Below are 12,601 nucleotides of genomic sequence, written 5' to 3' on the forward strand. Positions count from 1 at the left end.
GCTACTTCCAAGTCAGCTTGTTGGACTGGACACCCTCGGAGCTGATCCACACGTTGCGGCCGATCGTGCCCTGGGGGAAGGCCTCGACGGTCAGCTTCCCATCGGGCCCGATCTTGACGGACTTGCCGCCGTGGACGCCGTCGTCGGTGGTGCAGGTGATCGACACCGTCTTGCCGGCGGTGAATCCGGACATGACGATGTGGATCAGCCCGCAGGCGGGCGGTTCGCATCGGTCGGCCGTGGTGTCGGCGCCGCGGGAGATGACGATGCTCCGGTCGGCGGGCGTGTCACCCTTGGCCTTCGTCACCGTCGCGGCCGGACCCCGGCCCGCGGCGTTCTCGGCGACCACGGAGACGGTGATCGGCTGCTCGATCCCGATGTCCGCGATGAGCCGCGCCGTGGCCGAACCCGGCAGGCTCGCCGAACCCGCGCCCGAACCGTCGGCCCGCCGCCAGGAGACGTGGTACGCCGTGACCGGCGAGCCGTTCGTCGCCGCGGCCCGCCAGGTGACGTTCGCGTCGGTGTCGCCGGTCTTGATGAGGACGTTGAGCCCGGCGGGGGCGCCCGGGGGCCGGAGGGCCGCGGCCGGGGTCACCGAGGCCGACGTGGCGCTGGGACCGGTGCCCGCCCGATTGGTCGCCGACACCGTGAACGTGTACGCCGTGCCGTTGGCGAGGCCGGTGATCGTCGTGGTCCGCACTCCCCCGCCGACCGTCTTCTCCCCGCCCGCCCAGGTGATCCGGTATCCGGTGAGCGTGGCGCCGTTGGCGGGGGCCGCACCCCATCTCACCGTCGCCGCGCCGTCGCCCGCGCTCGCGGTCACCGAGCGCGGCGCACCCGGCGGACTCGCCGGGACGACCGCGGGAGTGGTCTTGGGCTGCGGTTTCGGTTGCGGTTTCGGCTGGACTGGCGCGATGGGCCGGTCGGCCGGTTCACGCGGCGGCGGCTCCGAAGCCGGCTTGTCACCACTGTTCCCGGACGGCGCCGGGGTTTCGGCCGGTTTCTTCTCGCCGGTCACCGCGACTTCGTTCACCGCGCCACCGGGGTCCATGACGAGGACGTGCGCACCGTCGGCACCGTCCACATAGACCCGTGAGTCCTGACCCCGGACAGGAGGATGCTCCGCTCCACCGGGAATCGGCCTGCTGTCCCGCTTCCGCCCCGCACCGTCGTAAGTGGACAGTGTGTGGTTCCCCTTGTCCACCAAGGCGACCGCGGATCCGGAGGAGGCGAGGCCCACGTAGTCGCCGGGAGGAAGGGCAACGCTCACCGGCCCCGTCGACCGCCCGGTGGGGTCGACGAGATGCAGCCGCGCGCCCTGCCGGTCCAGGATCGCCAGCCTGCCGTCGACCTCGTTGGCGGCCACGACGGCGGTCTCGGGCACGTCCACTCCGAGCCGGACCGGCTCGCCGAGACCAGCGGGCGAAACGCGCCGCACCGTGTCGTCGTCGTTGTCCACGAAGACCGGCCCGTCCGCGGTGAGCGCCAGCGAACCCTTGTGCCTGCCGGGAAGCACGATCGGGCAAGAGACCCTGTCCGCGCCCGGCGCGAGTTCGCACAGCAGCCCGTCGTCGATCCGGTGCAGCCACAGCCGCCCGTCCGCGGTGGCGACCGGATCACCCAGCCTGCCTCCGACGGTGATCTTCGCCGAAGCCTCGCCGAGCCGGATGACGACACCGGCCTGGCGATACACGCCGTACGGCCCGCCCTTGGTCTCCACCGCGACCGGCCACTCGTTCGAGGGGGACGGTGTGGTCTTCTCGACCGACAGCGTCGACTTCCCGAATTCGATGACACTCGACGGCGGAAGCACGTAACCCTGCGTCGGTCCTTGCGCGACCGGACTGCCCGGATCGGCGCCCGGGACCGGGACCCGCGCGTCGGCGTACTTACCGGAACCGTCCACATGGAACGCGGAACCGAGGACGGAGTTGTAGATCCAATGGCCGCTCTGCGTGATATCCAGGCCCGGTAACGGTTTCGCCGCACCGGTGATCGCGATGCCCACCACCGCGACGCAACCGGCGACGATCGCGGCGATCGGCGCCCGCGCGCGAAACCACGCGAAGTCCCTGTGCGTTTCCATGGGTCACATCGCGTTGATCGCGGGCGAAGGCGTCGCCGCCAGTGCCTCGTCGACGATCTCGGTGGCGAGGCGCTGGTTGAGCTCGGCATCGGCGGTGAGCACGAGCCGGTGGGCGAGCACCGGTTTCGCGATGGCCTTGATGTCGTCCGGGGTCACGTAGGCGCGTCCGTCGGTGGCGGCGATCCCCTGTGCCGCGCGCACCAGCGCGATACTCCCGCGTGGGCTCGCGCCGTAGCGGACCGCGGCGTGCTCCCGGGTCGCCGCGGCCAGCCGGACCGCGTACGAGCAGATCGCCGGGTCGAGGTGGGCGTCGCGCACCTCGTCGATGGCACGGCGCAGGGTCTCCAGATCGACGACCGGTTCGAGTTCGTCCGGGCTGACCCGCGCGCAATCGCTCATGATCACGCGCACCTCGGCGTCGTGCTCGGGGTAGCCGACGGAGATCCGCATCATGAACCGGTCGAGCTGCGCTTCGGGCAGCCGATAGGTGCCCTCCATCTCGATGGGGTTCTGGGTGGCGATCACCACGAACGGATGCGGTACCGCGTACGGCTTCGAATCGACCGTCGCCCGGCGTTCGGCCATCACTTCGAGCAGCGCGGACTGCGTCTTCGGGGTCCCCCGGTTGATCTCGTCGGCGAGCACGACGTTGGCGAAGATGCCGCCGGGGTGGAATTCGAACTTCTCGTTGTTCTGGTGGTAGACCATCACCCCGGTGACGTCTCCCGGCAGCAGGTCGGGGGTGAACTGGATGCGGCTCCAGCTGCCGCCGATGCTCCGCGCGAGACACCGGGCGAGGGTCGTCTTCCCCAGGCCCGGGACGTCTTCGATCAGCAGATGGCCCTCGGACAGCAGTGCCGCGATCGCGAGCCGGACGACGTCCGGTTTACCGCGCAGCACTCGCTGTACGTTCTCGGCGAGGGCCTGGTAAACCCCTGTGGCAGCCGTCGGATTCATCCTGCTCCCTCGAGACGAATGCTTACCTCTGGATGCTCCCCTGTCCCGACGGGGACCGGTCCCGGCGGCTCAGGACGCGTCGGCAGGCAAGGCCAGTTCGAAGATCGCCCCGCCCTGCTCACGGTTGTAGACACGCAACGTGCCGCCGTGGACGTCGGCGACCCATTTGACGACGGCCAGCCCGATCCCGGTCGAGCCGCCGCCGCTGACGAACCGCTCGAACAGGGCGGCGGCCTGATCCGGGTCGACTCCCGGGCCGCGGTCGGCGATGACCACGCGGCCGTCGGCGACGGTGACCTGGATTTCGGCTTCCTCGCCGGGCGCGCGACCGTGGCTCAGCGCGTTCCCGATCAGGTTCGCGACGGCACGCCGCAGCAGGGTCGCGTCGCCGTCGACCCTGCTCGGCACGGTGGTGACCGTGATCCGCGCGTCCTGCGCGGGCAGATCCTCGACCACCGTCTCGACCAGCTGATCGAGCATCAACGGTCCGATCGACAGCTCCTCGACCCCCGCGGTGACCCGCGCGCGCCTCGGCCACAGATCGATGATGTCGCCCATCATCGAAGCCAGCCGGATCGTCCTCGGCAGCAGCTCGTCCCGTTCGGCGGGGTTCCTCAACGCCGCTTCGGCCAGCGCGCGCAGACCGGCGACCGGGGTCTTGAGGTCGTGCACGACGCCGTCGAGGAGCCGGGAAACGCCGTCCAGCAACGACTTCTGCTGTTCCAGCGCGGCGGTGGCGGGCCGCATGGCCCGGCCGGCGATGAAGTATCCGGCCGCGCCGAGGCCGAGCACCAGCAGCACGCAACCGCCGACCACCAGCAGCACCCACTCCTCGTGCCGCTCCTGTGTGCTTCCGGCGTCGGCGACCACGACGATCGCGCCGATGACCTGCCCGCCGCGATCCTTGATCGGATCGGCCGCGGCGTACACGGACCGTCCCGCGGCGGTGGTCTCGTATCCGGCCTTCGACCGGTTCGTTCCGGTCGCCTCGGTCGCGAGCCGGTTCAGCAGGCCGTCGTCCACGGCCACGCATTCGCGTTTGCCCCGGTACGGCTCGAACCGCGGCGCGCTCCCGGGAAGGACGGCGAACTGCGGGCACTGCTCGTCGACGGTGTCGGTGCCGATGTAGGCGGTGACGATGGTGCCCCCGTCGGCGGCGACGAGCCGGGCCAGCGTCGCGGCGACCTGGCGGACGTCGCTGTCCAGCCGTTGCCTTCCCTGATCGGCGTCCGCCTCGATCACCAGCCAGGCCAGCACCACCAGCCCGAACGCGTTCATCGCGGTGAACAGCAGGGTCAGCAGGCGGCGGAGCCGTCGCAGCCTGTCTGTCGACGACTCGGTCACGAGAGCCGGTATCCGATCCCGCGGACGGTCTCCACCAGATCGGGCTCCCCCAGCTTGCGGCGCAGGCGTTTCACCACCGCCTCGACGACGTTCGCGACAGGCTCGTTCTCGAGGTCCCAGCAATGCTCGATGAGTTCCGCGCGGGACACCGTCAGTCCCTGCCGGGTCGCGAGGTATTCGAGGATCGCGAATTCCCGGTTGCTCAGCGACAGCAGGACACCGCCCCGGCGCACCTCGCAGCGGGCGAAGTCGACTTCGAGATCGGAGTGCCGCAGCACCGGCGGGCTCCCGGCCCCTCGACGGCACAGGTTCGTCACCCTGGCGAGCAGTTCGGCCATGACGAACGGTTTGACGAGATAGTCGTCCCCGCCGTGCTCGAATCCCTCGACCCTGGCACTGCTGGAGTCCAAGGCCGTCAGGAACAGCACCGGCACGGTCCACCCCAGCCGCCTGCGCTCGTCGACGAACCCGGCGGCGTCCCCGTCGGGCAGCATCCGGTCGAACACGGCGCAAGCGTGTGCCCCACCCGTGGAAGCGAGCACTCCGGCCGCGGCGGCCAGCGTGCCCACCGCGTCCACGGTGAACGAGGCCGCCCGCAGTTCGGCGGACACGGCCCTCCGGATGTCCTCGTCGTCCTCGACGACCAGCGTCCTCGTGTTCATGTCGGCTGGAGCTTACGTCCCTCGCTCGCTACTTTGAACCGGTGCGGATCTTGGTCATCGAGGACGACGACGCGCTGCGCTCGTCGGTGTCGTCGTCCCTGCGCGCCGCCGGTTTCGCCGTCGACGCCGTCGGCGACCTCGGGCCCGCCGACGAGGCGTTGTTCGTCAGCGAGTACGACTGCGCGGTCTTCGACCGGATGCTGCCCGGTGGCGATTCGCTGGACTACGTCGAGCGGAAACGCTCCGGTGGCTGGACGACCCCGGTCCTGTTCCTGACTGCCCTCGGCACTCCCGGAGACCGGGTCACCGGCCTCCGGCGTGGTGGCGACGACTACCTCGAGAAACCGTTCGCCATGGCCGAGGTGGTGGCCCGGATCCGCAGCCTGTGCCGCCGCGGCCGGACCGGCCCGCCGCCCCTGCTGCGGGCCGGTGACCTCGAACTGGACACCGGGCGGCACGAGGTGCGGCGTGCCGGGGTGCTGCTGAGCCTGACCCGGACCGAGTTCGCCGTGCTGAGGTGCCTGCTGGAGAACAGCGGGCGGCCGGTTTCCCGTGGTGAGCTCATCACAGCGGGCTGGGACGAGCTCACCACTCCGGCGTCCAACGTCCTCGACGTGCTGCTGACCGGCCTCCGGCGGAAGCTGCTGGATCCGCCGCTGATCACCACGGTGCCGAGGGTCGGCTACCGCATCGGCTGATCAGTAGCCGAGGGGGTTGGGTGCCTCCTCGTAGGCCTTGTTCACGAGGTCGACGACGGCCGGGTCCAGGGTGGGCACGGAGACGTCCAGGCCGAGCGAGCCGCCGCCCGCCACGGCGCCGCCGACCTTGCCCTTGAGGTGGACCCTGCCGTCGGTCTCGCTCAGCCCGGCCTCCGCCTCGCCGCCGATCCCGATCCAGGCTTCCGGCTGGGCCTTGACGGTGACCGGTCCCAGGTTCCATTCGGCTTCCGGCAACGTGTTCGTCCACGCCGCCTTGGCGCCCGCACCGAGCTTCAGGCCCTCCTTGGCGGTGATCCCGGCTTCGAGGTTCGCGGAGAGACCGAGCGAGGTTCCCGGCTCGCCGGACACGCCGATCACGCCCACCTTCTCCTCCACTTCCGGGCCGGCGCCGCGGTAGCCGACGAAGCCCTCGGCGCTGCCCTTGATGCCGTCCTTGAGGGAGACCCCGCCTTCGATCTTGCCGTCCGCGCCGATGTAGTTCTTGCCGATCACCTGTCCGCTGGAGGTGACCACCTTGTTCCGCACGGCATAGGCATAGCCCTTGTAGCCACCGAAACCGCCCTTGCCGTCCGGTTCAATGGCCTCGTGGTCGGCTTTCGCCCCCTGATCGACCAGACGGGGAAGCCGGTTCAAGATCTCCCAGGTCGTCCGGTCGCACTCGGTGGTCTTGCAAAGGGGGTTGATCCGGAACGGCGGCGTGCCGTCGTCGTCGAACCAGCCCTGCCCTTGGGGTACGGCGAGAGCGTTCACCGGCATGACCGTGGCGCGCCCCTTCGTACCGGCGTTCCTGACGGGGGCCGTCACACCGCGCTGCGGAGTGGCGAGGTTCCGTTCCTTCTGCGCCTGCCTCGCCCTTCCCGGATTCTGCCTGGCCAGCTCGCCCCTCTCCCGCTGCGCCGCGGCCTTCAGGATCTCCAACGCACGACCCTCCTCGCCGCGCTGGATGACGCCGTAGTTCAGCTCCTTCTGTGCCTGTTTCGCCTTGCCCGGATTCCTCCGCGCCGCCTCGCCCAGCTCCCGCTGCACGGCGCCCTTCAGAATCTCCAGCGCGCGGCCCTGTTCACCACGCTGGATGCCACCGAAGTTCTGTTCCTTCTGCGCCTGACTCGCCCGGCCGGGCTTCTTCCTCGCCTCCTCACCCCTGCGCTGCTGAGACGACAACGGCACCTCACCCCGTTGTGAGGAGCCGATGTTCTTCTCCTTCTGCTCTTGCCGAGCTCTGCCCGGGTTCCGCTTCGCTTCCTCACCCCGCCGCTGCTGAGGCGTCATCACGGTCTCGCCCCGTTGCGGCGAACCGAAGTTCTTCTCCTTCTGCTCCTGCCGAGCCCGGCCCGGGTTCCGCTTCGCCTCTTCACCCTTCGCCCGCTGCTCTTCGGCCTTCCGACTCCGCTTGGCATCCTCGTCCGGCCGCGACTTCGCCCGCTCCGAACCGAGGTCGCGCTCTTTCTGCTCCTGCCGGGCCTTTCCCGGATTCCGCCTCGCCTCCTCACCTCGCTTCTGCTGTTCGGCGTTCTTCGGCGCCGACTCACCCTGTTTCGGGGAACCGATGTTCTTTTCCTTCTGCTCCTGCCGGGCCCTCGCCGGACTGGACTTCTGTGCCTTGGGCTCGGCTTTCGGTTTCACCTGCGCGGGCTGGGCCGCCTTGGCCTTCGAGGCCTTCGCCTTGTTCATCGCCACTTTCTCGGCGTTCTGCTGGCTCGGCGACCCGCCCGGCTCGGTGGCCGCATGGGCCGCGCCGGCGCCCAGCACGCCGAAAACGACCGTCAGCACCCCACCCGAAACGGAATACAAGACGGCCTGACGCAAATCGGTATTGGTGTGTTTCATCGCAATCCTCCGAACCTCGGCGACTCCGGAATGGTGACCGGGCGCGGTTCAGCGCCGGTTCATCGGCGGTACATCGCCGCTGTCGACTGTCATGGAATCCTCATACCTCCTCCTGCATGCTGAGCGGGCCAACCGCACAGGCTCATTCACAGGGGGACGTCGGATGCTGTTCCAGCTCCTTGGACCACTCGAAGTCCAAGCCACGATCAAGCCCGGCAAGCCGGCCACGGTGCTGGCGGCGCTGCTGCTGGATCGAGGGCGTTGGGTGGGTGTCGACAGTTTGATCGACTCGACCTGGCACGACCGGCCCGCGCCGGTGTCCGCCGCGGGCAACCTGAAGTCGCACATCTGCGGCCTGCGCCGCGTACTGCCGCCGCCCGCGAGCGGCGATCGCATCGAAAGCAGGCAAGGCGCGTATCGGATCCGGGTCGCGCCGGACGAGGTCGACGTCGACCTCGCCGATCTCCAAGCGGCGGAAGCGGGCAGGGCGTTCGCCGTCGGCGAGCCCGAACGTGCCGCCGAACTGCTCGCCGACGGGCTGGCGCTCTGGCGTGGCCGTCCGTTCGAGGGGTTGCAGACACCGGCCGCCGCCGTCGAAGGCGCGCGCCTGGCCCGGCTGCACACCCGGATGCGCGAAGACCTGGCCGAGGCGTACCACCGCCTCGGCCGGTACTGGGACGCGATCACGGTGCTGCACGGCCTCCTCGACGAGGACCCGCTCCGGGAACACGCGTGGGCGAAGCTGATCCGGCTGCTCACCGACACGGGGCGGCGCAACGAAGCGCTCACCACGTACGGCCGGGCTCGCTCGATCATCGTACGAGAGCTGGGTGTCGAACCTGGTGCCGTTCTCCTCAGCGCCCATCACGACGCTCTTCGCGGCTGCGCGGATCTTCACAGCATCGCCGGATGAATCGGGCGAGGGGTACGGCAACGTGTCGGGTTGCTCTCGCTCGGGTCGGTTTCGGGTGTCGCGAAAGCCACTTTCGGGACGTCTGATGTCCCGAAAGTGGCTTTCGCGACATGGGGACGAGTCGTGAGCGGTCAGTCGCGCCTGACCTGATCGAGGACGAGCCAGGGCATACGTAGCGAACGCACCCGAAGCCCGTCCACGGCCAGGACCACCTCACCTACTTGACGGACACCGTGGCGCTCGACCAGGACGAGCCGTCCGGGCTCGACGTCGAGGCCGTGCGCGACTGGCCCGGCTTGAGTCCCTTGCTGTCCACCGAAACGGATCCGCGGTGACCGGCCTTTCCGTGCTGGTGCCGATGCTGATGCTGATGCTGGTGCCGGTGCGAGTGCTTGGCGGACTTGAGTTTCTTCAGTTCGTCCTTGGCCTTTTTGACCTCGTTCTTCGCCTGGTCGACGAGTTTCTCCGCCTTGGCGAGGGACTCGGCGGCCTTCTTCACGCCGGACGGCACCGCTGTCGGCTTCTCGACGACGACCACCCGCGGCACGAACCGGATCGGCTGCACTTCCTTGACGTCCTTGGCCGTGGCCGTCTTGACGACCGGTGTCGATGCCTTCTGCCGATGCACCTTCTTCTTTGTCTGCTTGACGACAGGTTTCGCCTTCGTCACCCTCGCCACTTTCTTCACCTGCACCGGCTTCGCGGCCGCCGCGGCGGGGACCACGGCGGGCGACGCGACCTTCTGCACAGGTGGGGCGACGGGCGCGGCCGCCTGGTTCGGCGCGGCGGCGACGTGGTTCGCCGGGCTCGCGGACACCTCGCCGCCCTCGAAGGCGCCGAACGTCCAGGCGCCGACAGCGGCGGTGGTCAGCCCGGCGACGCCGATGACCCCTGCTCGTTTGATGTTCATGGGATACCTCGATCTTCCGGTTCCGGCGGTGACCGTCACGGCCGGGGTTCGTCTTCGTGGTGACGTTCGTAGAACTCTTCGGCCAGCGACCGGCCCATCAGGCCGCCGAAGATCCCGGCGACCACTCCGACGGCGATCCCGGCCGGAGTCGCGATGACCAGGCCCGTCGTCACCCCGAACGCGAGGGACGCGGCGCCGCCGCCGAATCCGGACAGCACGCCGCGGTTGAGGGGTGCGTCCTCGTGCTTCAGGTAATAGTCGTACTCGATCCGTACGGGCTCGTCGTCGTCCGAAGTGGACGGAGACTGGCCGATCCAGACCTCTTCGGGGATCACCAGATACCGCGTCACCGGGATCCGGGGCGCGGCGAACTTACGGAACGCGGACCGCAGCGACAAGGTCGGACGCTCGGCCAGGCTGGTGGTGGTCACGGCGCTCAGCCCCGATGCCCGGTCATGATCTTGAAGGGTTTGTCGTGTTCCTTCGGCTTCTCGAGACTCTTGCGAAGCTTTTCCAGCTCGCCCTTGGCCTTCTTCAGATCGGACCGCGCCTTGTCGAGTACCTTGCCCGCCTTGTCCACGGCATCGTTCGCGGCTTCGACGAGTTCGGTCGCGTCCCGCAACTGTTTGCGGACGGTCACGGGCGCCGGGTCGGCGACAGCGGCGCGGACCACGAACTGCTTGACGGCGAGGCGATCGCTTCGTTTCACGTCGGCGGTCTTCGTCATGCGCGGCTTGACGACGGCCGCGTTCCGCACCACGGGGGTGGTGCGAGCCGCCTTCTTGATCTCCAGCGCGGGTTTGACCACCCGCTTGACTTGCGCGGCAGGCTGAGCGACCGCGGGGGCGCGGGCCGGCAGGACCGGCTGCGCCGCTTGCGGCGGCACAACCCGCTTCGGCGCCGCAGGTTCGGCATGCGCCTTTCCTTGCGGCGCGGCCTTCTTGCCCTGTGTCGCGGACGAGGCCGACGGTTTCTGCGACGCGGGAGCCTCCACCTGCTGCGGTTTCGCCGCCTGCGCGGCATCGAGCGCCGGTTTGTGCTCGGTCCGGTCGTCGGTCAGCGCGTTCGCGGTGGAGGCGCCGATCGCCGCGGTGGCGAGACCGGCGACACCGTAGACCGCCGCCCGCCGGAGATTGTTCTTCTGCTTCATCCGTCCCACCTCGCTGATCCGGTGCGCTGCCGGAAAGCAGTCTCCGGCGCACCGGTTCATCACCGGTACATCGGCGGTTCATTCGGCGGCGGACGTGGTCCCCGAGACCGGGCCGATCATCTACGCTGGGGCGATGCGACCGGAGGACGGCGAAGCACTGGGCGGCGGCTCGACAGGCGTCGTCTTCGCGGTGCCGTCGGACGAGGGCGACCTCGCGCTCAAGGTCTTCTCCGGCAGGTTGTACCGGCGGACCAGGCTCCGGCTGGAGCGGGAACTGGACCGGCTCTCCGCGGTGGACGGCCAGCTCTTGGTTCCCGGCACGATCGTGGAACTGGCCGACGGCCGGTGCGCCCTTCGCGGAGAACTCTGCACCGGGTCACTCGCGGACCTGGTCACGGCGGCGGGACCGCTGTCGACAGACGACGTCCTCGTTCTCGGCACCGCGATCGCCTCGACCCTCGCCACCGCCCATGAAGCCGGGATCGTCCACGGCAGGCTCACCCCGTCCAACGTTCTTTTCCGCGCGTCGGGCGAGCCCGTGATCAACGACTTCGAGCGCACCCTTCGGCCCGTGTTCGTCCGGGATCCCCGGCACGGACGGCAATTCCTCGCCCCGGAAGGGACGGACGGCCGATCCTCGGACCTCTACGGACTCGGTGCGGTGCTGCATCTGGCGCTGACCGGTGAACCACCCGGCTCTCGGCCGCTCCACCGCGAGGACGCGCCGATCGATCTGCTGGCACTCGTCGAGAACCTCCTCGCGGAGGATCCTGCCTCCCGTCCGCCCGACGCCGCGCTGGTCGAAGAGATCCTCACCGGTCTCCAGGAAACGCGCAACACGCCCGAAGTGTCCACTGTGGATGGACCCGTTTCCGTGGCATCGGGTATCGAGGGCGTTCCGGTCGTCACGATCGAACCCGCGGCGGGCGCGGCGCCCACGCCCCGGAAGAGATCCGTGTGGCCGGCGGTCGCCGCCGGCGTCGCGGTCGCGGCCGGCTTCACCACGTGGGCGCTCTTGCCCGGCTCCGGCGAACCCGAGCCGCGGTCACTTCCCGCCCCGGCGCCCCGGTCCTCCTCCGCTCCGCCCACCTCGGCACCCACCGTGAAGACCGTGTCCCAGGTCGAACTGGCCGCGCCGATCGACCACGGCTCGACGGTCGAACTCGCGTGGCGCGCACCGGACGGATTCGACTCGGCCGTCGTGATCGCCGGTGAGACGGGCGAACCGAAGACCACGTTCGTCCGACGGCAGCGGACGATGAACGTGGCCGTCGAACCCGGCCGGAAGTACTGCTTCCTGATCCAGATCACCGACGGCGAATCGGTCCGGGAAAGCGAGCCGCGCCCGATCCGGGGAGCGACGTGCCGGAAGTGAATCCCGAAGTCACGGGCCGTCCGGCGGAATCGGCTAGATCAAGACACCCCGGCGGAATCCGTAGGCGACGGCTTGGGCCCGGTCTTGCGCCCCGAGCTTCTTGAACAGCCGCTGCGCGTGGGTCTTCACCGTGTCTTCGGCCAGGTGCAGTTCGCGACCGATCTCACCGTTGCGTTTGCCTTGGCTCATACCGGTCAAGACCTGCAGTTCCCGGCTTGTCAGCTGGACACCGAGAGAGGCGGGCTGACGCGGGGTGGGTACCGAAATACTGCTGAGCGTGTCGGCGAGGGCGGCCGCCACCTCCGGCCAGACGGTGTCCCAGCGAAGGTAACCGCGGGCGCCGCCGATGATGGCACTGGCCACCACGAGAGGATCGTTGGCGATCCCGAAGACCAGGACATTGGCCCGGCGGTGCGCTTCGACGAGCCGCCGAACCACCTCCACGCCGGTCGGCGCGGTGCGTTCCAAGCCGACGAGGACCAGATCGGCGGGCTGATGGGAATACTTGGCCAGCAACTCCTCGGTCGTCGCCACACCGTCGATCTGGCCGACGCCGGGCAGTCCTGACACGACACGGCTCACGATCTCCCGGACTTTGCCCCGGCTGTCACAGATCAAGATCGCTGTCACGGCGTCTTCCTTACTTGTCTGTTCCGAC

At 69.4% G+C, this 12,601-nt stretch carries 12 protein-coding genes; 3 read left to right on the plus strand and 9 right to left on the minus strand.

The genetic code is table 11. The features are described from left to right. Position 1 precedes the first annotated feature (1 nt). From HDA45_RS06795 to HDA45_RS06810, 4 genes are all read right to left on the minus strand, one after another. Entirely contained in the window at positions 2–2,086 is a 2,085-nt protein-coding gene (locus tag HDA45_RS06795) for a fibronectin type III domain-containing protein (RefSeq protein WP_184892911.1), read from the minus strand. A 3-nt stretch (positions 2,087–2,089) separates the two neighbouring features. Continuing rightward, on the minus strand, positions 2,090–3,043 hold the full coding sequence (locus HDA45_RS06800) for an AAA family ATPase (protein WP_184892913.1): 954 nt from the start codon (positions 3,041–3,043) through the stop codon (positions 2,090–2,092). A gap of 69 nt (positions 3,044–3,112) precedes the next feature. Then, positions 3,113–4,387, minus strand: a complete 1,275-nt coding sequence (locus tag HDA45_RS06805) for a sensor histidine kinase (RefSeq protein WP_343072008.1) — start codon at positions 4,385–4,387, stop codon at positions 3,113–3,115. After that, positions 4,384–5,049: a response regulator transcription factor gene (locus tag HDA45_RS06810; RefSeq protein WP_184892915.1), complete on the minus strand. Its 666-nt coding sequence runs from the start codon at positions 5,047–5,049 to the stop codon at positions 4,384–4,386. The genes HDA45_RS06805 and HDA45_RS06810 overlap by 4 nt, the downstream gene beginning before the upstream one ends. A 41-nt stretch (positions 5,050–5,090) precedes the next feature. Here HDA45_RS06810 and HDA45_RS06815 point away from each other — a divergent pair, with 41 nt between their 5' ends. Continuing rightward, positions 5,091–5,747: a winged helix-turn-helix domain-containing protein gene (locus HDA45_RS06815; protein ID WP_184892917.1), complete on the plus strand. Its 657-nt coding sequence runs from the start codon at positions 5,091–5,093 to the stop codon at positions 5,745–5,747. On the opposite strand, the gene HDA45_RS06820 is transcribed toward HDA45_RS06815, so the two are convergent. Then, complete coding sequence (locus HDA45_RS06820) at positions 5,748–7,595, minus strand: hypothetical protein (protein ID WP_184892919.1); 1,848 nt, start codon at positions 7,593–7,595, stop codon at positions 5,748–5,750. 163 nt (positions 7,596–7,758) lie between these two features. Between HDA45_RS06820 and HDA45_RS06825 the strand changes: the two genes are divergently transcribed. Next, a complete protein-coding gene (locus HDA45_RS06825; protein ID WP_184892920.1) occupies positions 7,759–8,508 on the plus strand; it encodes an AfsR/SARP family transcriptional regulator in 750 nt (249 codons plus the stop codon). A 217-nt stretch (positions 8,509–8,725) separates the two neighbouring features. On the opposite strand, the gene HDA45_RS06830 is transcribed toward HDA45_RS06825, so the two are convergent. The 3 genes from HDA45_RS06830 to HDA45_RS06840 are packed head-to-tail and all read right to left on the minus strand — an operon-like array spanning position 8,726 to position 10,568. Beyond that, complete coding sequence (locus HDA45_RS06830) at positions 8,726–9,418, minus strand: hypothetical protein (RefSeq protein WP_184892922.1); 693 nt, start codon at positions 9,416–9,418, stop codon at positions 8,726–8,728. Positions 9,419–9,453: 35 nt separating this feature from the next. Next, the gene (locus HDA45_RS06835) at positions 9,454–9,849 is read right to left on the minus strand and encodes a hypothetical protein (RefSeq protein WP_184892924.1); all 396 of its coding nucleotides are present in this window, start codon (positions 9,847–9,849) and stop codon (positions 9,454–9,456) included. Positions 9,850–9,854: 5 nt separating this feature from the next. Next, entirely contained in the window at positions 9,855–10,568 is a 714-nt protein-coding gene (locus tag HDA45_RS06840) for a hypothetical protein (RefSeq protein WP_184892926.1), read from the minus strand. 133 nt (positions 10,569–10,701) lie between these two features. Here HDA45_RS06840 and HDA45_RS06845 point away from each other — a divergent pair, with 133 nt between their 5' ends. After that, entirely contained in the window at positions 10,702–11,943 is a 1,242-nt protein-coding gene (locus tag HDA45_RS06845) for a serine/threonine protein kinase (protein WP_184892928.1), read from the plus strand. A gap of 33 nt (positions 11,944–11,976) precedes the next feature. On the opposite strand, the gene HDA45_RS06850 is transcribed toward HDA45_RS06845, so the two are convergent. Continuing rightward, the gene (locus HDA45_RS06850; RefSeq protein WP_184892929.1) at positions 11,977–12,573 is read right to left on the minus strand and encodes a LuxR C-terminal-related transcriptional regulator; all 597 of its coding nucleotides are present in this window, start codon (positions 12,571–12,573) and stop codon (positions 11,977–11,979) included. Between the last annotated feature and the right edge of the window lie 28 nt (positions 12,574–12,601).

The organism is Amycolatopsis umgeniensis (assembly GCF_014205155.1).
In the GTDB taxonomy this organism is placed as follows: domain Bacteria; phylum Actinomycetota; class Actinomycetes; order Mycobacteriales; family Pseudonocardiaceae; genus Amycolatopsis; species Amycolatopsis umgeniensis.